Consider the following 18474-nt stretch of genomic DNA (forward strand, 5'->3'; position numbering starts at 1 on the left):
GAGAAAGGAGGTAACGGCCTTCTCCGGTGTCTCCTGCCGTCAGGAGGGCAGGAGACTAGGGGGAAAGCCGGGTGTCAGTCGGCGGCGGATTCTTTATAGCTCTCTGCCAAAAGGCGGACGAGATCTTCTTTCTTCGCTTTCGGTTCGTAGCTCACATCAAGCTGCTCAAGGTACTCTTTGATCTCCTTAACGGTCATTGTGCCTATTGCCGCGATGAGTTCTTCAATGGTCATTGACGGGTCAAGCTCTTTTACCTCTGCCTCGGCCACTGCGGCGGCGTTTGCGCTGACAAGCCCTGCTTTCGCGAATGCTGCCGCGTCACCATCGGAGAGTTCAAGCGTTTTCCCTGCGGGGATGAACTCGCCTTTATATTTTATGCGTTTGAGAGTAATGACTTTTTTCATCACAGCACCTTCGCGACAAGCACACTGTTGGGGTGGAGCAGAGCAGGAAGAGGTGAGCTTTCGATGTGAACTTCCGTTCCTTTGCCGTTCTCATCGTCTTTTGACCATACAAACTCGCTCATTGCTACAAGTCCGCCCGCTTTCATGTTCGCAATTGCGCCGTGGTAGAAACGGTTGTCAGCCTTGGAGTCGGCAACGATCACGCTGTCTTCGGGAATGAGCGGAGTTATTTCTGACGTGTCCTCATCGAGGTAATACTCGCCGTAAGTGAAGAAAGTCGCGAACTCCGCAGGGGCGGCGAACTTGACAACGCCGAGATTATCATCGCGTTCGGGCTTAAGTGCGGCTACGTTGTAGCCCAGCGCCTGAAAGTATTCCTTAACTTCTGTATTAGCGAGAAAGGCCGACATGGCGTTATCGCCGAAAATCACAGTGTCGGGCTTGTAGCCTTCCATTGCAAGCTGCTTGAACCACGCCCTGAGGTCTGAAATGGGCTTTGAGCCGGACTGACTCCATCTGTCGCCGAGTGTCAGTTCTACAGAGAGATCAGCGTCTCTCTGATAGTCTATCTCTCTGTCTACGCCCTCACCTTTTATGACCGTTTTGCCCTCTACGATGGCCTGAGCAGCCATATATTCAACTCTGGCGGCGATGCTGTTTCTTTTCTCCACGAGTGCGTCTGCAACCTTTTCCGCAAGCCGCTCAGACGGTGACAGAGCGCGGGAATACGGAGACTCTCCGGCGATGCGGTTGTTCAGTTCCGTCACATCAAAAGGAGTCTGGAGATGTATGTACGCGGGCTTTACGTTTGTTGTTTCAAAGCCGGACTTACGCATCGGTATGCCGTTGCTCATGGGGCTTACGAACGGAGCAAGCTTTGACTTGCCGCGTTTTTTGATGTCTATATCAACTGATGTTGTATCCAGCGGAGCCGTTGTTCTGAAAAACCTATTGATAAGAAAGGTTTTCGGCGCGGGCGCTTCCTGGACTGCGAGGTTCAGGGTCCTTATGTCAAATATGTCGAGGCTCATTAAAACATCTCCTTGATAAATATTGAGCGGATATGCAGAGCGTCTTTTACGCTTTCTGCCGTGTGCCCTGGGCCGTAGGTGAGCTCGTCTGACGCGAACTCGCCAGTGGTGTATGCGATTGTGACCTTATCGCCCGCGGTTGCGTCGACATCCTCTGCGAGGATGGCTACGGGGTCTTCCGAACCGTCTTCCGCGGCGGCGAGGGACAGTTTGAACTTGCCGTCTGTGTCTTTGCCAAGGAGCGCGCCGCGCTTGAGAGCAGAGCCGGAAGCAAGGACTATACCTGCTGTCTGGCGCGGGAATGTTCCGGCTATCAGGTTGTCGGGTATGAACTGGCTCATTTTTTGTTCTCCATTTTCGATTTCATTTTCTCTGCTAAGCTCGCCGCGAGAGTTGCCTGAGCTTTTTCTGCGGTGGGTTTTTCATCCGCAGGGATGACGACGGGGGACTCGGTTTCGAGTTTGCCGAGAATAGACGCTCCGTCTTTTTTAAGCTGCTGGAGCACCTGCATTGATGCCTGTTCCCCTGTTGTTTTGCCGTCGAATTTGAGTTTCTGGATAAGCTCTTCTGCGCCGGGCACGAGAGCCGCTTCGACTGACTGTATTCTTTTTGTCTCGGCTTCTCTGCCTTCTGCGATGAGAGCGGCGGCTATATCAGGGTGGTTTGCTTTTACTGTTTCTGCTGTGAGAGCGGCGTTTTCGGGGTTCTCAGCGGAAACAGAGCCCTTTGTTGCAGTGAGGGCGGTTCCGTCTTTTGTCTGCATTGAGTTATCCTCCGTTAATTCGTTTATGAGTGATTCGAGACTTCCTGTCTTGTCGGCGAGTTTATGAGCAACAGCATCCGTGCCGATTCTGAGTCCGCCGTGGTCTCCTGCGCTGATGATTTCCTCAGGGGTCATGCCGCGGAATTTTGCGACCTTGCTTATAAAAACATCCGCCATCTTGTCTATGTTTCTGAGTATCTGCGCGCGGCCTTCAGGGGTTTCGGCATCGGGGCGTTTGTTAGGGGATTTTGATGATACGATTTCGATTACGTTTTCTGAGCAGCCTTTGCAGATCGTTGCCACAACGCCGATAGAACCGAGCTCTGCCATGTCGTTTACTATGATTTCATCCGCGGCGGCGGCGATGTAATATGCCGCACTGGCGCAGGTTGCCCCTGCGTATGCTTTGATGGGCTTCACTGCTCTGGCGGCGTAGATGGCTTCCGCAAGCTCGTCAATCCCCGCTACTTCTCCGCCGGGCGAATTGATTTCGAGAATGATTGATGTCACCTCGTCGTTTTCGAGAGCGGCGTTCAGATCTTTGGCAACATCGGAAACGGCTGTAGCTCCGCAAATATGCGTAAAGAGGTTGGCATATCTGAAAATAATGCCTGTGATGGGGATTATCGCTACATTACCCCTTACCGTGGCTTTGCGTGTGTTTTTAAGCGGTTCCCCGTCCTTCATCCGGACGGCCTCTATTTTGCCGTCTTTATGAGCGGATATTATCTCGTACATCTGCTCAAGCTTCGCAGACGACATCATCCACTGCGTGTCTAAAAGTGCTGTTAAAATATTCATATCTCACCGCCTCTGAGGCCGTATTGTTCCATCTGTTTAAGCTCCTCTCCTCTTTGTCTGAGGTTCTTTTTGTAGTCTCCGCCAGTCAAGTTAATCGTTTCCTCTTTGAGGGTTGTTATTCCGGTTTCGATACGGGTTTTAGCTGCATTAATCTGTTTCATTTCATCAATCATGCCTTTCGCGGGGCCTACCCATTCAGCACCGAGATAAGCCTTTCTGCGGAGCGGATCAGCAAAAAAGCCCGGCGCGGAAATGCGGCCGAGTGCTACTGCTTCCCATAACCAGCGTTCATAAATCGGCTGTATGAAATATGTGGCGAGCCACATGCGGCGGTGTTTGAAAAAGCGCCATGCTTCGTGCATTGCGGCCTGACTGGCGGAATAGCTGCTCTGGAATATTTTGAGCATGATTTCAAAAGGTACACCGAGGGAGGCTCCTATCTGCTTTACAATCGCATTGAAAAACGGATCAAAACCACTGTTGGGTCTGCCGGGGATGGGGTTTTCTATTGTTTTACCTTTGCCGAGATGAACCATAGTTCCGGCACTCATTTTCGTTTCAGAAACTGCGTCCTCTTTTTTGCCGTCCGGATTTTCGAGATCGTCAATATCGTCATAGTCTTCGTCTTTGAGGAAAACGGTGTACATGCCGCTGATTACCGCTGCCATGAGCTCGGCGTTTGTGTACTGCTCCAGCTGGCGCAGAGCTTCAATTACAGGTGTCAGATATGGGATTCCTCTTGTTTGCCCGACTCTCTCTTTTTCAAACAGGTGTATCACGTTGCGGAGACCGAGAGAGTTATATGCGGGGACTTCGTACCATTCTTTTTTCTGAGCAAAATAGCGCAGGGAACCGGGGTGGAATGATGAGAAATGGTATTTAACAGGGGCTCCGTTTTCGTCCTTTTCGATACCTGACGTGAGCTGCTCTGTATCGAACTTGTTGTCGGGGTTAGAGCACCTGTCCGCCTCGATGAGGTTGACAACGAGCTTGTAAGGGCTGTTGCGGTCTTTTATATGCGTAAGCACGCCGAACGATTCGCCGTTTATCAGCGCGGAGGTAAACGCCAGTTCCTGAAGTCCGTAAAAATTGAGACAGCGCTCAATGTCGCACTCTGTACTGTCGGCGAAGAGTTCAAACTCGCGTTCGGTGTTTGCCTCCCACTTCTCGGCCTCAGCGTCACTCATGCCGAGCACATCACGGTCAATGCGCGCATCGAGATAAAGCCCGCTGCCGACAACATTATCACGGCATGTGCGGATTATGCCTCTGCCGAGAAGGGTGTTTCTGGCGAGATCCCGCGAACGGGGCCGCAGGACAGAGAGGGCGGAGTTTATATCGGAGTCGGCATCGCCGCGGGAGGCGCGCCATGACTTGAGGGCGGGTTTGTCTGATGCGCCGCTGAATGCGTCATACATGCCCAGTCTGATACGGGCTGCCATGCGCTTCTGCGCAGCCACAGGGGCCACGAAGCGGATTGCTTTATCTATAAGGTTTTCGGTTATTGCGGGATAGGGTTTCACAGCGGAACCACCTGAACCCTGCGGAACCCGCCTCCGCGGGAGAGGGTTTTGACTTTGCGTTCCCAGTAGTCGATATTGGAGCGGATTTCAGCGGCATCGGCGCGGGTTAGAGCGCGGCTGCCTATTGTGTAACTCTGCCCTGTGGCCACAGCTTTATCAGCTTCGAGCCAGTGTTCAAGGTGCGCCTTTGCTGTGTCAAGGGTGATTCCTGCCATTTGTCCCCTCCATTTAAGGGAACGTTAGACCATGAAACGGAATCAGTCTAATAATGCTGTATAAACATTGGAATGCTGTATAAATATGTATAAAAATGTATAAAGATTTATAAAGATGTTAAAGGGAAACCCCGCCGAAGCGGGGCATGGGTTATTAATTCTCCAAATTTTCAGCATCGCCAGCATCAAAAGTGTCCCTGATTTCAAGATAGAGATCATCTCTCTCTCCCGTCTCGCCTTCCTGCATCGCCGTAATTACTTCTGTTCTCAAAGACTCATCAGACGCAAGACAATAATCTTGTGTCAGATAGTAATTATCTGCAACTTCGCCGTTGTGATCAATATTGCTCCACTCTACCATAAATTCCTGCCGTCTATCATTATGAAAATAAAGAGCTCTGACGACGTTCTCATTTAAACGAAAAGCTTTTTCCAATGTTAACTTGCTCATCTCTCCTTTGCCTGTCTCATCAGCCTGTTCTCTCTCCGCGACAGATATAAAAAAGCCTCTTACTGACACCGCATATCCTTTATGCACGGCGGATATGAAAAAATGGGACTGAACTCCGTATTCTTTATTAAGATCATCTGCCTTGTCCTGCGCGTCCTTTTTTCGTGAGAAGCTATAGAGTTCCTCGTCACCGTATTCTGCTGTAACGATGAAGTCTTCCCCCTCTTGATCAGTAGCAGCTTCAATAGCCGCGTCTTTTTCTTCCGTCAAGACCACATAGCGGTCTTTCGTCTCAAAATAGATTGCTGCCATTTTATTCCTCATTTTTTTCTCCTCTTGCCTGTCTCATCAGCGCCGGGCGGCTATCCGGCGGACGGGGCGAACCCCGTTTCGACTTAATCGTAATATACGTTATCAGCGTATATTAGTCAATAGAAAAATACGTTAATAGCGTATTTTTTTGAAGAAATCATCTCAAGGTGCTCTCAAAATTTCGGCCGCTTTCTGAGCATCCCCAGATGCTAGCGCTTCGAGCGCTGCGCGGCGCATCCGCTCCATCTTTAACCATGCTATCATAGCCACCGGAGGGGCATTTCGACCGGAGCTCCAGTTATCTACACTCCGTTTTGGAGTGCCTGTCAAATCAGCCATCTCCTGCGATGTCAGTTTCAATTCTTTTTTCAACTCATGAAAACCCATATTTCACTCCGATTTAAAATAGCCCCCGAAGGGGCTATTTTGTACATTTATATCCGCTTCTATTTAAAAGCACCCTTACTGTTCCGATGTCAGATTTAAACTGCCCTCCTACTATATCATAGTAGGTATTGGCCTTTTTAAGGCATGAGTCTTCGAACTCAGTCGTTTTGCAATTTATAAGAGCACGTATGACCTGCTCTTTTATGTATATCCTTTTACAGTTCCCTTTTTCCCAAAGTTTTCCACCCAACTCGATCAACCTTGCTTCCATCGTCCCTCTCCTTTCTTTTTTTTAAAAGCGGGTTCCCGTCCGCTTTATATTTATAATATACGTTATCAGCGTATATTAGTCAATAGAAAAATACGCTAATAGCGTATTTTTTTTTAAAAGAACCGTATCCACAAAATCTATTCTCTCTCCGAGCCACCGCAGGGGCGGGATTGCGATCGTGTTGCCGAGGGCTGAGTAACGGGGGCCGTCTTCGTAAAAGCGTGTGAATGAGCCGTCCGGGTTTTCAGAATACATATCCGGGTATTTCTCAAAATGACGGGATGCCGGGCAGTGCTTCAGTATGCGCCTTGGAATACGGGTATAGTAATCCGGAAAACCCTGAAGCCGTTCCGCTTCAAGCGGGGTTATTCGGCGGACTATGCCCCCTCTGCGGACAAGAGCAGTATTGCATCCGCCGGAGCCCCATTTTTGTGTGATTGTCGGGGATATATCGCCGAACTCTTTTAAACGGCTGTCCTGCGGGTGATTGTCATAGCAGACAGCGTGATGATGGGTTGCACCGATTGTATAAGCAGGGTCTCCCTCATCCCCTACACCGAACCCCGTGCCCTCCCCCAAAGCTTCATGACGCGTCACAACCTGCATATTCAGGGGTATACAATGCTGGACCAGCCCCCCGCCTCTCTGACTGAATATTTCCTGATTTGACGAACCGATATAATGTTCTCCGGACGATGAGAGCAAGGTCGGGTGCGGGTTGTCCGGGTCATCCCAGTGAGATGCGTTTTGAGTGACAATAAGAGTCTCTGAACCCTGACCGCAAGAAACGCCGGAAGCTCTCAATCCTCCGTAGCCTTCAATGTATTCCGCAAAGCGGCTTTCAGTAAAGGCGGCAACTCCCGCCCTCTTTTCTCCGCCCTTCGGAGAATCCCCAAACATGCTTTGCGGCTCAAAAAGTACCGCTGCGGCAGGTCTCCAGTCTCCAAGATAGCCGACAACGAAGACTCTACGGCGGCGTTGGGGCACTCCGAAAAACTGAGCGTCCAGCACTCTGTAGGCGATGCCATACCCGCACTCAACCAACGCCCCGATGAATTTTCCAAAATCCCTTCCGCCGTTGGTTGACAATACTCCGGGGACATTTTCCCAGAGCAACCAAGGCGGCTTAATTCGCTCAAGAATGTTAACATATTCCATTGTGAGCTGGCCGCGGTCTCCATCCATCCCTGATTGCTTTCCGGCGACTGAGAAGTCCTGACAGGGTGTTCCTCCGGCAAGAAGTCCGATATTGTTAACTGCCTCTCCATTTTTCACCTTTTCGATTATTTTTGTCATGTCTCCGAGGTTCGGCACATGCGGATAATAGTGTTCAAGCACTGCACAGCAGAACGGGTCTATTTCCGAAAACCATGAGGGTTCCCAACCGAGCCCCGCCCATGCCACGGAGGGCGCTTCTATGCCGGAGCAGACTGTTGCGTATTTCATGAGTAGGCTGCCATGAATGTTTCAATTGATAATTCGGATGGCGGGGTGAAATTTGTGATGAGCAGCTCAACCGCCCGCGGCTTTGCGCCTCCGCCGTGCTGGTGAACGTATACAGGCATTTCCTTTGTCTGGAAATAGCACCCGTGATAAAGGCTGCGGACGATATCCGAATCATAGTAAGAAAGCACGAAGCGGCCTTTAACCCGTTGCAGGGCAGTGGCGAGCTTGACATGGTCTTCCTCTTTCCAGTTCACGCAGTAATAGAAATCGCTCTTCAGGTACGGCGGATCGCAGTAGAAAAGGGTGTCTTTGCTGTCGTATTTAGCGAAGAGAGCAGGGTAATCAAGGCATTCGATGTTGACCTTTTCAAGCCTCTTCCTGGTCTCGACAAGGCGGCGCATGAACCTGATCCACACTGAGCTTGCTGTGGCATGGGCGCATTTATTCATGCTGTAGCTCATGCCGGAGCGCTTACCGCACCGGCCTACGCACATATAGTACGCAAAGGCGAGAGCATGATCTATTTCGTCCGTATAGTCCGCCGTGCGCCATTTTTCCCGCATCGTCTGAAACTCCGCACGGGAGAAGAGGAGCCACTTGCCGCGCTTAAACAGTTCACGGCATTTTGCGGGGTCACGGACTATGCGGAAAAGATTGATCAGGTCTTTGTCTATGTCGTTGTAAACTTCGACCTGAGACGGCATTTTATCAAGCAGCACTGCCGCCGAGCCGCCGAACACCTCTACATAGCAAATGTGCGGCGGGAACTGCGACATTATCCACTGGGTTAAGCGGCTCTTGCCGCCGATGTAGGGGATCATTACAGCACCGCCTCTGCGGGCTCATTAGACACGGGAGAGATAAAACGGATCTCTTTACCGAGGCTTTGTGCTATTTTGATTTCGGCGGTCACACCTGTTGACGTCTGCCATCCATCTATAGCAACGACATAGAGAGCGTCTGCCCACTCTATAAAAGTGGTGTCATAATCAGCCCAGAAATCCCACTCGACGGGCAGTCCGTACCGCACCAGGGGGTGACTGTGGGAAATCGGGGAATACACGAAATCGCCCTCTTTCATCAGCTTTGCGGCAATCTCGTTCGCTACCTCAAATCTGTATTGCCTTATATTTTCATCTTCATGGGTGTAGGGTATTGCCAGATAGATTTTTTTAGACATCACTCACCTTCCTTCAGTAATCTCGACCTTTTTGTAATCTTGCACGTTTTACTGCCGTTATCAGCGCGATACACTGCTTGCAAGTGATTTTACCATTCACGTGCTCAATATCTTCTTCATACTCTGTATCAGCGTGTTCACTATCTGCGCCACACAAAGTCGAATACCCCGAATTTCTATAAAAAAAATGATTTGTGGGTTCTGCATCATCTTCATTATTTATAAAAGCTATTATTTTCGTCATCACTCACCGTCCTCTGCATAAACGGCAGGACGATGATCTGGTCGCCATGAATACGTATGCGTTTTTTCATGGTCGATAAGAGAGAACGATCCCTGATTAAGCTCTATCATTAAACGAAAAGCGAAATCAAACATGCGACTAAATATTTGTTCCTTACTCCTTTTAAAACGCGGATAGCAAATTCTCCTAATGAAAAAGCCCTCTTCTTCGCCCATAAAGTACATATATTTAGTTTTTGTAAAAGTTAAACATTCAGGAAACTCTAAAGCTTTTCGGCGATAGAACTGCTGTGCATGGTCAATATCTCCTGCCATACATATTTCAACCCAATATGTATCGCATTCGAGTTCTAATGTTTTATTATTAACGTTATAAAAAGGCTTATTTTCACTCAGTCCCATCACTCACCGTCCTTTTTGCTTCAGTGCAATAAGGGCATTTTACAGTCAGCATTTGTGAGCTCATATTGTCCTCCTGATTACAGCAGACTTAAATCCTGTTACCACAGAAAGGGCAGTAATTGAGCTTGATCCCTTTCTTTACATAACCCCCGCTGCGGAGTACAAATCCGGCGATAATAAAACTTGTATCATTTACCGTTTCCAACGAGGTAACGCCCTTGCGCCCTGAGTGATAACTTCCATCCAGAGCTTTTCCCAGTGCATCACAGGGGGTAATCTTGTCACTATCTCTGACACATTCTTCATTCATCTGCTCTCTCCTCTCACTTTGCACAGTGATTTAAACTCCTGATACTGCGTTTCAGAGATAGCTATACTCCCGTTTCTGCCGGGGTATTTTGAGCATGGGAGATGCCCTTCTGCTATCCAGCGATAGATGGTCTGCTCGCTTTTCCTTTCTTTCTCTGCTATCTCCTTGACCGTGTACTCTTTTTCTTTTTCTGCCATGCGTCACCCCTTTATATTGATAACTATTTTCGGCTTCTTTTTTTCTTCTTTCGGAATCGGCTTCTCAGCATTAGGCTTCGGCTTCGCGGGTGCGGGTTCTTTGCTCGGCATTGAACCGCCCATCTGAGCCAATATTCTGTTGTGATATGCTTGCAGCGGAGCACCCATGATATGCAGAGCCGCTATGTTGTAACAGGTCAGGTCAAAGACTTCGTTTCTGTTGCGCACTTTGACCCATTTTTGATGAGCTTTGCCGCCGCGAATTTCGGTGATGCACTCCTCGGCTGTTAACTGGAGAAAATAATCTTCATCACAAACGCTTTCGCGAAAGTGCATATAACCGACATTGCCGGGCGATGCTTGCATGTATTCCTTCACTGTGTCCTTCAGAACGAATGTGCCGAGGAGAAAGCCCTGCGCTTTTGCCGCGCCGAGGACTGAGTTTTTAAGCATCGGTTCCCCTTCGCCTTCGGAACCGCCTTTTATGCAGTAAATGCGGTATTTTTCCTTGCCCTTGAGATATGCAGTGACTTCCTGAGTGAGGTAGCCCGCATCGACAGCGACGCAGGAGAGACGGAGATTAGCCCCGCAGAAATGAGGAAAACGGCTCAGACGCAGATAAGAATAGAGCTCGTCCCAGACATGTTTCAGGCGGGGATCGCCTGAAATGATTTTCCGCTCTATCACCCAGTTTTCATAGTTCAGCCCCCAACCCATAACGAGGGCCTCTATTCTGGTTTTCTGCACGTCGACACCCGCGGTGAGCAGACAAACTTGCGGCGGAAGCTTTTCAAAGTCTTCATCTTTTGCCCGTGCAAGCAAATCGCTTGTTTCGGTGAGGGTTACTTCATCCAGTTCGTCATAGCCGAGACCGAGCCAACCGTTGACGAAAGCCCGTTTTTTCTCTATATCTCCGGCTACTGACTGCGACTTATCCCAGATGTCGGTGAATGAGATAAAAGGCGAGTAAAAAGAACTTGACCTGAAACCGAGGTGAAGGTTGCGTCCGCCGTTTTCGAGCACATCATAGAGCTCCCGCCTGTCCTCTGTCTTCCAGAGAGCCTTAGTCAGCATACCCGGCTTGTCACGGTCTTTGAGCAGTTCCCCGCAATGCGGGCATTCATAAGAAACGACACCGTCTTTGACGTGCAGTCCGCCGAAGGTGAACACTATACCTTCTTCGCAGTGAGGGCACGGGGCATAACGGTCAAAGATGAAATCTGCCTGTTTCACGGATGTTAATATCCTTCCGTCTTTCAGCACCGGAGAACCCGCTTCGAGCACTTTTGCATTAATCTGCGCTTTGATACGCTCAAGCAAGAGCGTCTGCGGATCCCCATGCTTAGGGATTACCTTCCACTTGTCTACTTCATCCATTAAGATGATGGCCACAGGCTTTGACGCAAGCTGGTTAACACTGGTTGCCCACGCGATATAAAACACCCCTCCGGTGAATGGGATCATAAACTTATCGCGGCGGATGTCTTCCGAGTCGCAGCATTTTGCAAGGACATCTTCGCTTGTATTGTTAATCATTTCGGCTATACGGATCTTGCTCATGTACGAGCAGTCCGACTTTTCCGGCATTGTCAGCATCATCGGGGCCGGGGACTGGTGCATAAAGTAACCGGCGGTGTTCAGAATCGTTTCAGTTTTTGCGTTCTGCGTTCCTGATGCCCAGCTTACACGCAGGACGTTTTCGTGCGTGATTGCGTCAAGAACACCTGTCGCAAGGGCGAAGGTCTCGTTCTGCCATTTGCCAGTGACGCTTGATGTAACGCTTGTCAGTATGCGGTATTTTGCCGCCCACTCGGAACCGCTCATGCGCTCACGGGGGCGGGCGGCGTATACCTCAGCGGGGAAATACTGCGTTATCTGCGGGGCTTCGGCAACTGTCATACCTTCACCTTTTCGAGCTTGCGCGAGTAATTAGCGAAGAGAGTATCTATCTGATTTCTGAGTATTTTGCGGATAACATCCTCGTCCTGGCCAGCGAGGAGAGGGGGCAGAACGGCGGCCATGCCCTCAAGCCCACGCTTCATTTCCTCCACACGGGCCGCGAACTCGGAGCCCACAAGCTCCCGGCTGATAAGTCTGCCTTCGAGCTCGGCGAGTGCGAGTCGCTCTTTCTGCAAGCGGATGTCTTTGAGGTTCAGATCCGCTTGCGTTTTCTGATCTGCCAAAGAGGGGCTTTCGTCTGCCGGAGCGGGGAGGTGCTTTTTTGCGTACTCATCGGCTGCCTCTTTTTTCACTCCGCCGTTTTCATCAAGCGTGAGCTTGCCTTCTTTCACATGCAGATAAACAGTTTCTTTTGCGACTTTGTAACCTTGCTCCGCAAGATAGCGGTGTATATCTGCGCGTGTAGTGAGATATTCGTTCTCAGGGAAAGCGGATTGCCAAAACTCTTTTACACATACTTCAAGAGCTTTTTTTGTTGAGTTAAAGGCCCTGAGTTCGGCTGTTCCTGCACCTAAGATTTTCACGTTCGATCTTGCGTCTGCGAATGCGTTTTCTTTTGATTCGAGAATTTCCAAAGAAACCGGATCTAAAACGGATTTTAATTGTTTGATGCGGTCTTCGATTATCATTCAACACCGCCGAGGCGTATTTTCCAGAGCTTCACGGTTTCTCTGTCTATCTTTAGGGTCTCAGCTATGCGGGATTCAGAAACGCTAAGACTCAGCAGAAGTGCGAGCATCACGATTGTTTGCGGGGATATTTTCATGCCGCTGAAAAGAGTACCGGAAGCCCAAGAAAAACGGCGGCCGCAGGGACAAGCAACAGTTCCGCCGCGCTGATACGTGCCTATGACAGACTTGCGCACCGGAGCACCGCAGGAGCATGACGGCTCATCGCCGTGCACTGCGCGGATGAGCAGATCGCGGCACGAGAGTTCTGAAAGGACTTTGTCGGGGTTAAAATCGCTAATCATCATTAATCCTCATCTTTACCGCTCAGGTTGTAAAACCTGACTTTGTCGTTCTTCTTCATTTTGTGCATACCGAAAACGGAGGGCTCAAGCTTACGTATTTCAGCCATTATGCGGCGGCGGCCCTTCTTCGGTTCGTACATAACTTCGTAAGCATCAAGCATTGTATTTTGTGTGAGCTTCCCTGCTTTAAGCTGCTTTTCGAGATCGTAATAAAGCTGTGTCCTCTCTTCCAGAATCTCATCAAAGAAGAGCATATCGCGCTGGAGCAGAGCGTTGATGAACATGATGGTCTGGCTGTTCGTAGCGTCGACTATCGCCGCTTTCTCCGGCGTATCAAGAGCAGAGTTATAGATCTTCCAGTCAACCTCGTACCAACGCAGCATAGCGGCGAAATCAGAAAGCTCCGCGGCGATGGCGGCGCGGGTTTCCTCAATGTCCCATCCCAATTTTTTCAGTGCTTTGCCTGTCCGCAGGACTGTAAAACGGCGGTCGGAGGGTTCGATCTCGATCGGGAACGCTTCGTTTGATGTGATTAATATGTTGCCGTAAACCCTGACTTCTCCGGCTTCGCGGTGCTTGCGCTCAACCTGCACAAATGAGTCCGTAACAAGCTGCTTGAGAAAGTTCTTTATGTTCTTCCTGGCTTTCATATCCACGGCGATTTCGTTCAGGTTAAAAAAGAGGGTTTCGGCAACCCAGTTTTTGAACTGGTTTTCAAGCCTTTCGCCGTCCACTACAACGCAGTAACGCTTGCCGAAAAGCGGAGTGAGCACCTCCGAGAAAAACAAGCCCTTTCCTGAGCCCTGTTCGCCTTTGAGAACGAGCGAAACCTGACTTTTGCGGAGTGTCTGAAAAAAGCCCGCGAGCCAGTTTATCATCCACGTGACATGGGCTCCGTCGTTATTACAGAGGTTCTCTATCAGTTTGATAATAGTCTCTGGCGTTCTGTGCTTAGTATTGCCTGAAGCCAGATACTCAGTCGGCGCGAAGGCCGTTCGGTAGTAGTTGTCGTTCTCGATATAGAACTCGGAGAGCGCAAACGGAGTAAATTTGTCTTTTACGCCGAGGATCTGATCCGGTGTCACATCCGGCTTTGAAACGTTGTCGCCGCTACCAACGGCTTTAAACAGCCTCACTTTGGGCAGATCAAGAAAGTTAGCGAGCCTGTTCTGTGCTTTGGCATCGCTCTCAAATACGACAACATCTTCATCAACGTGCGAGCGAAAAGCCACCGCGCCGGAATAATCCATCCAGAGTGCGCCTCCTTTTTTTTCTATCATGTCAAGCAGTTCGTTTTTAACGTCAGGCTTACGCCAATTGTTACGCTTGAACTGTGAATAGTCGATGACGGCATCTTCCGCAGGACGCTCAAGCTTCCGCTTTTCTTCAAGCGGGAGAAAAGCTTCATTAAGTTTATGCTTAGCGGGCCGTTTCTTAGCACTCATCAGCAACACGCAGGACGAAATTTTTTATAACGCTTTCAACGCTTTCGCCGCGTTTTGCGCAGTATGCGGACATCGTTTCAAAAGTACGGACATGTGATGTGTCCGTTACATCCGCGGGAGAGAATGAGTATGTTTTTTTATTGTGATAAGCAGTGAGATCATCGCCCTGCCGCTCAACTACAAGGTCTTTCTCATCAATCAAAGTTTCAAAATTAACGAACATGCCCTTTATCCCTCTCTTTGCACATAAACTTGAAATAGCCGCACCCTGAACACTTTACAAACAACTGCCCGCTCTCGTTCGACCTGCCGATAAAAGCAGACGGGTTCCGATCGGGGTGGGCAGGATTCGGGCAATGACACGCTGCGGTCTCGTTCGGTTGCAGATAATCAAAGTCAGAAAAAGCAAAATAGCCTTTCTTTGTCTGAATAAGCGTGTCCGCTGCGAGCTCATTTTCAAGCAGCATCGACTCACCGCCTGAATACTGCCGCTTTGGTTTGCTTTTGCTTTTTGCGTTCTGGGCAATCTCGGCTGCCTTCGCCTTGGCTCGTTCGAGATGCCATGCGCGGAAGTTAGCCACAAGGCGCTCAGTCTCCAGAACCAAACCCGTCTCAACATATTCATAGATCTGATTAGGGTTCGGAAAATACATCCGGACAGTGTCTTTTGTCTTGGTGTCAATCTGGTCTGAAAGCCCTGTGAGCTCTGAAAAATAGATATAGAAATCATGGTATTCCGCAGCCGTGACAGAGAGCCCCGCAGAGAGGGGGATTATCAGACGGTAGCGGTCACACGGCGGCTTTGCTGATTCGCCTTCGCCTTTCTGCTTCTGGTGATTCCGGCTTGTCGTGATAAAGCACGAAATCTCGAAATCCTCAAAACGCTCTTTTGTTTCGTCCATCGGGGTTCCATCGTCGAAATCGTACATAAGCACGTTCGTAAAACCTTGAAGCTTTGAGCCGAGGCGATAGCCGTTTTCGCAGATAGCCGCTGAATAGTTATAACGCTGAGTGAGCAGGTGCAAACGGCGGAACGGGACGGTTACGGGCTTGTAACCTTCTGTTATATGGTTGCCGATTGCCAGCGTTATCATGCGTTTACCCTTTGAACCCAAGAGTGCGGGCATCTTCAACGGACACTATCACGCCGCCGAGCCCGCCTTTAAGTTTATAACAACTGCTTGTGCCGCAGTAGACTGCAACTTCAGCCGCGCCGGGCTTGCCCAGAAAGGTTTTCTTGTCAGGGCATCCGGAGCAGATCTGTACTATTTTGGGATCACTTTGTTTCGTCATCTGATTCACCTTTATTTATAGGTACTAGCATGAGATCATATTCACTCGTGACTATGATGTACGGGCTTGAGTCATCTGTGTATTTGAGCCAAAGAACACCGCGCACAAGGCGGAACAGGTTGAAATGCACCGGGTTAACATAGACCCCCGCTTTTGTGGTTATTTCGTAAAGCGGAACATCTTTAACCCCTTCTATCTCTTTCCAGTTCTTTGAAAAAACATTCAGGGTAGTGGTAAGTTTTTTCTCCGGCTCGTATGAATCGAAGATAACGTCATTGTTGATAGAGAGTGTTGAGAAGAACTTGCCTGTGTTCTCTTCGTATCTGCGGAAAACACAAGTCAGATCTCTGTTTTTGAACACCTTTTTTGCTGAAAAAAGAATGTCGGCTTTAACACAGAAAGACTCCGACTCTTCGAGGTCTTCAAAGCCTTCGAGATTAAAGCGGATCAGCGCGTTCGCGGCGCACAAAAAACCTTGATCTTTTATGAAGTAGATATAATGATACCGCTCCTCGGCGAGTTTTTGACCGAGCTTGCGCACCTCTTTCAGCACTTCAAGAGTGTGCAGTTCAATTTTGAGCTTAGTCTCATAAACAAGGCAAGGCTGTTTGATCAGTGCGACAGACATGACAAGGTCTCCTTGTTGTACTCTGCCGACGGCTTTATCGGTATAGTCGGCAATATGTGCTGAAAACGGCTCCATTCGACTATTGCGCTGCACACGTTGCTTTCTTTTCGCACGTTACCTTCGGCATCTATAAACCAGATTCGCCCCTTGAGGAAAACATGAGAGGCGTTCTCACAATCAAGCACATATTCATGAAACCACTTTGTATCAGTGCTTGCGGGAATAAGCCCGACAACGCGTTCGCAGTGCGGATGCTGTATCTCATCAATTGCCTTTTTTAGCCATTCGCCGACTTTGCGTCCGTAAGGCGGGTTCTGGAAAACCCTGCCATACCACGGTTTAGTCAAGCCGTTGTCCGCTTCTGTATAAAAACTGGCACATTTCGCATTCTGCGGGTTTGCCGCCGCGTCGAGCGTGAACTTATAATAGCTGTCAAGGTGGCGGAATAATGACCAAGGAGTCTCCCAAAAAATACTCATCAATCCTCCCTAAAACGGTATGTCGTCTTCGCTGAAATCGTCAGAGGCGGCGGGTGTTTCCGGTTGCTTCCCGTCTTTCCGCACACTCACGAACTGGATGTTTGAGGCAATAACTTCATGCTTGCTGCGCTTCTGCCCTTCCTGCTCCCAGATATTCTGCGAGAGGCGGCCTTCAACGAGAAGAGGCATACCTTTCGTGAGGTATTCCCCGAAAACCTCACCGAGCTTGCCAAAAGCCACAATGTCGATGAACATTGTTTCCTCTTTGTCTTTGTTTCTCTTGCTGTTCACCGCAAGACCGAACTTTGCGACTGCTAAATCGTTGCCGGGAATGTATCTTACTTCGGGATTGCGCGTAAGATTTCCGAGCAGCACTACTTTGTTAAAAAAGCCCATAACTATTTCCTAAGCCACAGGGCGAGCAGATAAACTATCACCCCGCTAATTATTGCAATTACCATGTTTGCGAAACCGCTCATTTGACTTCCTAAATACTCAAATTCTGAAAACTCAGGAAAGCCCCCCGCCCCCGCGGGGAACTTTGTTAAACTGCCCTTTTTTCGGGTTTCATGCGCGTATAATCTTTCCGATAAACAGCCTCCTTGTCCGAGCGCTTATGTAATTAGCCGCATGCAGAACAGCCGCAATAAGGGCATGTCCAGCATCAGGAATCGTGGTTAACATCGGCCCCGCATTCGGGGCATTTTTCAACTGTCATAGGATTCTCCCGTTGTCGTCTGTGACGCGCTGTTTATTTTCGGCGACAAAACGCCTTACATCGCCAAACAGATACCGCGCAGCCCCGCCGATTTTGATAAAAGGCAGATTCTTCCTGCCGCTGCGCCACTGTTGCAGAGTCTTAGGCTTGATGCCTGTGTACTCTGCGACTTGTTCTTCGTTGAGCAGAGTGTCATCGCTGTAGCGGGCTTTCTGAACCTCGGCGCTGACACGGACAAGCTGACCGATGCGGTCCTCAAGCTCAGCGACAAGCGGCGCTACTGCGGCTTTAACTGCGGACTGTATCTGTTCTTCAAGGCTCATTCTACTGTCCTTATCCCTGTGATTTTGATTCCCCTGCCCTGATAAGCCGCCCTGTATTTCTCATACATGCGGGTTTTAGCTTCGGGTAGAGAGCTTGCATTGCAACTGCCCGGCACTTTGCCGATCAGTTTCTTATTTGCGAAAACCAGAACTGTTGCTGTGAAACGTATTCCTTCTTCCGCGCTCATTTCTGCACCACCTCTGTCAAGTGTCTTACAAGCTCCTGCGCGCACAGCGCCAACGGGCCCAGAGACATAAGAATCTCCCGCGCTTCGTGCTTTGATATATCAATCCCCTTTTCGCTGTCGGGGCGGACGGACATTGTTACGCTTGATACAACACCTCCGAAATCTTTTGATAAATCAGATAATTGCGACAACACGTGGGCGGCGTTTGATGTTACTTCGGGCACACGGACAAAAACCCCGCCCGCTTCTTTACATATCATGCTCATTGTTTCATCAAGATGCGCCGCACCGAGAAGTTTCAGCACACTCGGAAAGGGGGGTATGCTCTGCATCGGGTAGTTCTCCACGGTCTTCGGGCTCACGTGTATCTCTTTAGCTATCTGAGCATTGCTCCATCCGTGACGGTTTTTAAGCTCCCACATCATCGTGCGTATTATTTTCTGAGCTTCCATTATTCGCCCTCCTCAACTATCCGGCAGCCTTTCCAGTGCGGCTGTCCGTTTATGTCGCGCACGTCGAGAAAGCCATGTGC

General features: G+C 49.5%; 28 protein-coding genes and 1 other RNA gene. All 29 read right to left on the reverse strand.

Going from position 1 to position 18474, the window contains the following annotated elements; translation table 11 throughout:
- Nucleotides 1-74: 74 nt before the first annotated feature.
- The 29 genes from OSQ85_RS08845 to OSQ85_RS08985 all read right to left on the reverse strand — a co-directional run bounded on the left by OSQ85_RS08845 (nucleotide 75) and on the right by OSQ85_RS08985 (nucleotide 18394).
- Nucleotides 75-404, reverse strand: coding sequence for a HeH/LEM domain-containing protein (locus OSQ85_RS08845; protein ID WP_265822525.1), 330 nt, complete (start codon nucleotides 402-404; stop codon nucleotides 75-77).
- Nucleotides 404-1435, reverse strand: a complete 1032-nt coding sequence (locus tag OSQ85_RS08850; protein WP_265822527.1) for a major capsid protein — start codon at nucleotides 1433-1435, stop codon at nucleotides 404-406. Before OSQ85_RS08850 ends, OSQ85_RS08845 begins: the two co-directional genes overlap by 1 nt.
- On the reverse strand, nucleotides 1435-1776 hold the full coding sequence (locus OSQ85_RS08855) for a head decoration protein (protein ID WP_265822529.1): 342 nt from the start codon (nucleotides 1774-1776) through the stop codon (nucleotides 1435-1437). Before OSQ85_RS08855 ends, OSQ85_RS08850 begins: the two co-directional genes overlap by 1 nt.
- On the reverse strand, nucleotides 1773-2999 hold the full coding sequence (locus OSQ85_RS08860) for a S49 family peptidase (protein WP_265822530.1): 1227 nt from the start codon (nucleotides 2997-2999) through the stop codon (nucleotides 1773-1775). The genes OSQ85_RS08855 and OSQ85_RS08860 overlap by 4 nt, the downstream gene beginning before the upstream one ends.
- Entirely contained in the window at nucleotides 2996-4522 is a 1527-nt protein-coding gene (locus tag OSQ85_RS08865; RefSeq protein ID WP_265822531.1) for a phage portal protein, read from the reverse strand. Before OSQ85_RS08865 ends, OSQ85_RS08860 begins: the two co-directional genes overlap by 4 nt.
- On the reverse strand, nucleotides 4519-4737 hold the full coding sequence (locus tag OSQ85_RS08870; RefSeq protein WP_265822532.1) for a DUF6148 family protein: 219 nt from the start codon (nucleotides 4735-4737) through the stop codon (nucleotides 4519-4521). The genes OSQ85_RS08865 and OSQ85_RS08870 overlap by 4 nt, the downstream gene beginning before the upstream one ends.
- A 154-nt stretch (nucleotides 4738-4891) precedes the next feature.
- The gene (locus OSQ85_RS08875; RefSeq protein WP_265822533.1) at nucleotides 4892-5500 is read right to left on the reverse strand and encodes a hypothetical protein; all 609 of its coding nucleotides are present in this window, start codon (nucleotides 5498-5500) and stop codon (nucleotides 4892-4894) included.
- Nucleotides 5501-5522: 22 nt separating this feature from the next.
- An RNA gene (locus OSQ85_RS08880) (hammerhead ribozyme type II) lies at nucleotides 5523-5584 on the reverse strand.
- A gap of 337 nt (nucleotides 5585-5921) precedes the next feature.
- Entirely contained in the window at nucleotides 5922-6158 is a 237-nt protein-coding gene (locus OSQ85_RS08885; protein ID WP_265822534.1) for a hypothetical protein, read from the reverse strand.
- Nucleotides 6159-6233: 75 nt separating this feature from the next.
- On the reverse strand, nucleotides 6234-7604 hold the full coding sequence (dcm, locus tag OSQ85_RS08890; RefSeq protein WP_265822535.1) for a DNA (cytosine-5-)-methyltransferase: 1371 nt from the start codon (nucleotides 7602-7604) through the stop codon (nucleotides 6234-6236).
- Nucleotides 7601-8425 (reverse strand): DNA adenine methylase, encoded by an 825-nt coding sequence (locus OSQ85_RS08895; protein WP_265822536.1) that lies wholly within the window; start codon nucleotides 8423-8425, stop codon nucleotides 7601-7603. Before OSQ85_RS08895 ends, dcm begins: the two co-directional genes overlap by 4 nt.
- Nucleotides 8425-8784, reverse strand: coding sequence for a DUF1937 family protein (locus tag OSQ85_RS08900; RefSeq protein WP_265822537.1), 360 nt, complete (start codon nucleotides 8782-8784; stop codon nucleotides 8425-8427). Before OSQ85_RS08900 ends, OSQ85_RS08895 begins: the two co-directional genes overlap by 1 nt.
- A 13-nt stretch (nucleotides 8785-8797) precedes the next feature.
- On the reverse strand, nucleotides 8798-9031 hold the full coding sequence (locus OSQ85_RS08905) for a hypothetical protein (protein WP_265822539.1): 234 nt from the start codon (nucleotides 9029-9031) through the stop codon (nucleotides 8798-8800).
- On the reverse strand, nucleotides 9028-9429 hold the full coding sequence (locus OSQ85_RS08910) for a hypothetical protein (protein WP_265822541.1): 402 nt from the start codon (nucleotides 9427-9429) through the stop codon (nucleotides 9028-9030). Before OSQ85_RS08910 ends, OSQ85_RS08905 begins: the two co-directional genes overlap by 4 nt.
- Before the next feature lie 88 nt (nucleotides 9430-9517).
- A complete protein-coding gene (locus OSQ85_RS08915; RefSeq protein ID WP_265822543.1) occupies nucleotides 9518-9739 on the reverse strand; it encodes a hypothetical protein in 222 nt (73 codons plus the stop codon).
- Nucleotides 9736-9936 carry a helix-turn-helix domain-containing protein gene (locus OSQ85_RS08920; RefSeq protein ID WP_265822545.1) on the reverse strand — a complete coding sequence of 67 codons (201 nt, stop codon included), beginning with the start codon at nucleotides 9934-9936 and terminating at the stop codon, nucleotides 9736-9738. Before OSQ85_RS08920 ends, OSQ85_RS08915 begins: the two co-directional genes overlap by 4 nt.
- A 3-nt stretch (nucleotides 9937-9939) precedes the next feature.
- Nucleotides 9940-11835 (reverse strand): terminase gpA endonuclease subunit, encoded by a 1896-nt coding sequence (locus OSQ85_RS08925; RefSeq protein ID WP_265822547.1) that lies wholly within the window; start codon nucleotides 11833-11835, stop codon nucleotides 9940-9942.
- Nucleotides 11832-12524, reverse strand: coding sequence for a hypothetical protein (locus OSQ85_RS08930; protein ID WP_265822548.1), 693 nt, complete (start codon nucleotides 12522-12524; stop codon nucleotides 11832-11834). Before OSQ85_RS08930 ends, OSQ85_RS08925 begins: the two co-directional genes overlap by 4 nt.
- A complete protein-coding gene (locus OSQ85_RS08935) occupies nucleotides 12521-12871 on the reverse strand; it encodes a hypothetical protein (RefSeq protein ID WP_265822549.1) in 351 nt (116 codons plus the stop codon). Before OSQ85_RS08935 ends, OSQ85_RS08930 begins: the two co-directional genes overlap by 4 nt.
- Entirely contained in the window at nucleotides 12871-14313 is a 1443-nt protein-coding gene (locus OSQ85_RS08940; protein ID WP_265822550.1) for a primase-helicase family protein, read from the reverse strand. Before OSQ85_RS08940 ends, OSQ85_RS08935 begins: the two co-directional genes overlap by 1 nt.
- The gene (locus OSQ85_RS08945; RefSeq protein WP_265822551.1) at nucleotides 14303-14536 is read right to left on the reverse strand and encodes a hypothetical protein; all 234 of its coding nucleotides are present in this window, start codon (nucleotides 14534-14536) and stop codon (nucleotides 14303-14305) included. The genes OSQ85_RS08940 and OSQ85_RS08945 overlap by 11 nt, the downstream gene beginning before the upstream one ends.
- Entirely contained in the window at nucleotides 14526-15407 is an 882-nt protein-coding gene (locus OSQ85_RS08950; RefSeq protein WP_265822552.1) for a hypothetical protein, read from the reverse strand. Before OSQ85_RS08950 ends, OSQ85_RS08945 begins: the two co-directional genes overlap by 11 nt.
- A 4-nt stretch (nucleotides 15408-15411) precedes the next feature.
- Nucleotides 15412-15606: a hypothetical protein gene (locus OSQ85_RS08955; protein WP_265822554.1), complete on the reverse strand. Its 195-nt coding sequence runs from the start codon at nucleotides 15604-15606 to the stop codon at nucleotides 15412-15414.
- On the reverse strand, nucleotides 15590-16234 hold the full coding sequence (locus tag OSQ85_RS08960; protein WP_265822556.1) for a hypothetical protein: 645 nt from the start codon (nucleotides 16232-16234) through the stop codon (nucleotides 15590-15592). Before OSQ85_RS08960 ends, OSQ85_RS08955 begins: the two co-directional genes overlap by 17 nt.
- Nucleotides 16219-16713: a DNA N-6-adenine-methyltransferase gene (locus OSQ85_RS08965; protein WP_265822557.1), complete on the reverse strand. Its 495-nt coding sequence runs from the start codon at nucleotides 16711-16713 to the stop codon at nucleotides 16219-16221. Before OSQ85_RS08965 ends, OSQ85_RS08960 begins: the two co-directional genes overlap by 16 nt.
- A gap of 9 nt (nucleotides 16714-16722) precedes the next feature.
- Nucleotides 16723-17109: a single-stranded DNA-binding protein gene (locus OSQ85_RS08970; RefSeq protein WP_265822558.1), complete on the reverse strand. Its 387-nt coding sequence runs from the start codon at nucleotides 17107-17109 to the stop codon at nucleotides 16723-16725.
- Nucleotides 17110-17427: 318 nt separating this feature from the next.
- A complete protein-coding gene (locus OSQ85_RS08975) occupies nucleotides 17428-17754 on the reverse strand; it encodes a helix-turn-helix domain-containing protein (protein ID WP_265822559.1) in 327 nt (108 codons plus the stop codon).
- Complete coding sequence (locus tag OSQ85_RS08980; protein WP_265822560.1) at nucleotides 17751-17942, reverse strand: hypothetical protein; 192 nt, start codon at nucleotides 17940-17942, stop codon at nucleotides 17751-17753. Before OSQ85_RS08980 ends, OSQ85_RS08975 begins: the two co-directional genes overlap by 4 nt.
- Nucleotides 17939-18394 carry a hypothetical protein gene (locus OSQ85_RS08985; protein WP_265822562.1) on the reverse strand — a complete coding sequence of 152 codons (456 nt, stop codon included), beginning with the start codon at nucleotides 18392-18394 and terminating at the stop codon, nucleotides 17939-17941. Before OSQ85_RS08985 ends, OSQ85_RS08980 begins: the two co-directional genes overlap by 4 nt.
- Nucleotides 18395-18474 lie beyond the last annotated feature (80 nt).

Origin of the sequence: Geovibrio ferrireducens, assembly GCF_026226615.1 — a bacterium.
In the GTDB taxonomy this organism is placed as follows: Bacteria; Chrysiogenota; Deferribacteres; order Deferribacterales; family Geovibrionaceae; genus Geovibrio; species Geovibrio ferrireducens.

Bases quoted from the DNA above. Each gene is read 5' to 3' on its own strand.
- OSQ85_RS08915 (WP_265822543.1), bottom strand. From the start codon at position 9,739: ATGAATGAAGAATGTGTCAGAGATAGTGACAAGATTACCCCCTGTGAT.
- OSQ85_RS08850 (WP_265822527.1), bottom strand. From the start codon at position 1,435: ATGAGCCTCGACATATTTGACATAAGGACCCTGAACCTCGCAGTCCAG.
- OSQ85_RS08920 (WP_265822545.1), bottom strand. From the start codon at position 9,936: ATGGCAGAAAAAGAAAAAGAGTACACGGTCAAGGAGATAGCAGAGAAA.
- OSQ85_RS08895 (WP_265822536.1), bottom strand. From the start codon at position 8,425: ATGATCCCCTACATCGGCGGCAAGAGCCGCTTAACCCAGTGGATAATG.
- OSQ85_RS08870 (WP_265822532.1), bottom strand. From the start codon at position 4,737: ATGGCAGGAATCACCCTTGACACAGCAAAGGCGCACCTTGAACACTGG.
- OSQ85_RS08855 (WP_265822529.1), bottom strand. From the start codon at position 1,776: ATGAGCCAGTTCATACCCGACAACCTGATAGCCGGAACATTCCCGCGC.
- OSQ85_RS08950 (WP_265822552.1), bottom strand. From the start codon at position 15,407: ATGATAACGCTGGCAATCGGCAACCATATAACAGAAGGTTACAAGCCC.
- OSQ85_RS08930 (WP_265822548.1), bottom strand. From the start codon at position 12,524: ATGATAATCGAAGACCGCATCAAACAATTAAAATCCGTTTTAGATCCG.
- OSQ85_RS08885 (WP_265822534.1), bottom strand. From the start codon at position 6,158: ATGGAAGCAAGGTTGATCGAGTTGGGTGGAAAACTTTGGGAAAAAGGG.
- OSQ85_RS08955 (WP_265822554.1), bottom strand. From the start codon at position 15,606: ATGACGAAACAAAGTGATCCCAAAATAGTACAGATCTGCTCCGGATGC.
- OSQ85_RS08940 (WP_265822550.1), bottom strand. From the start codon at position 14,313: ATGAGTGCTAAGAAACGGCCCGCTAAGCATAAACTTAATGAAGCTTTT.
- OSQ85_RS08985 (WP_265822562.1), bottom strand. From the start codon at position 18,394: ATGGAAGCTCAGAAAATAATACGCACGATGATGTGGGAGCTTAAAAAC.
- OSQ85_RS08935 (WP_265822549.1), bottom strand. From the start codon at position 12,871: ATGATGATTAGCGATTTTAACCCCGACAAAGTCCTTTCAGAACTCTCG.
- OSQ85_RS08845 (WP_265822525.1), bottom strand. From the start codon at position 404: ATGAAAAAAGTCATTACTCTCAAACGCATAAAATATAAAGGCGAGTTC.
- OSQ85_RS08975 (WP_265822559.1), bottom strand. From the start codon at position 17,754: ATGAGCCTTGAAGAACAGATACAGTCCGCAGTTAAAGCCGCAGTAGCG.
- dcm (WP_265822535.1), bottom strand. From the start codon at position 7,604: ATGAAATACGCAACAGTCTGCTCCGGCATAGAAGCGCCCTCCGTGGCA.
- OSQ85_RS08980 (WP_265822560.1), bottom strand. From the start codon at position 17,942: ATGAGCGCGGAAGAAGGAATACGTTTCACAGCAACAGTTCTGGTTTTC.
- OSQ85_RS08970 (WP_265822558.1), bottom strand. From the start codon at position 17,109: ATGGGCTTTTTTAACAAAGTAGTGCTGCTCGGAAATCTTACGCGCAAT.
- OSQ85_RS08960 (WP_265822556.1), bottom strand. From the start codon at position 16,234: ATGTCTGTCGCACTGATCAAACAGCCTTGCCTTGTTTATGAGACTAAG.
- OSQ85_RS08900 (WP_265822537.1), bottom strand. From the start codon at position 8,784: ATGTCTAAAAAAATCTATCTGGCAATACCCTACACCCATGAAGATGAA.
- OSQ85_RS08910 (WP_265822541.1), bottom strand. From the start codon at position 9,429: ATGGGACTGAGTGAAAATAAGCCTTTTTATAACGTTAATAATAAAACA.
- OSQ85_RS08860 (WP_265822530.1), bottom strand. From the start codon at position 2,999: ATGAATATTTTAACAGCACTTTTAGACACGCAGTGGATGATGTCGTCT.
- OSQ85_RS08965 (WP_265822557.1), bottom strand. From the start codon at position 16,713: ATGAGTATTTTTTGGGAGACTCCTTGGTCATTATTCCGCCACCTTGAC.
- OSQ85_RS08925 (WP_265822547.1), bottom strand. From the start codon at position 11,835: ATGACAGTTGCCGAAGCCCCGCAGATAACGCAGTATTTCCCCGCTGAG.
- OSQ85_RS08945 (WP_265822551.1), bottom strand. From the start codon at position 14,536: ATGTTCGTTAATTTTGAAACTTTGATTGATGAGAAAGACCTTGTAGTT.
- OSQ85_RS08875 (WP_265822533.1), bottom strand. From the start codon at position 5,500: ATGGCAGCAATCTATTTTGAGACGAAAGACCGCTATGTGGTCTTGACG.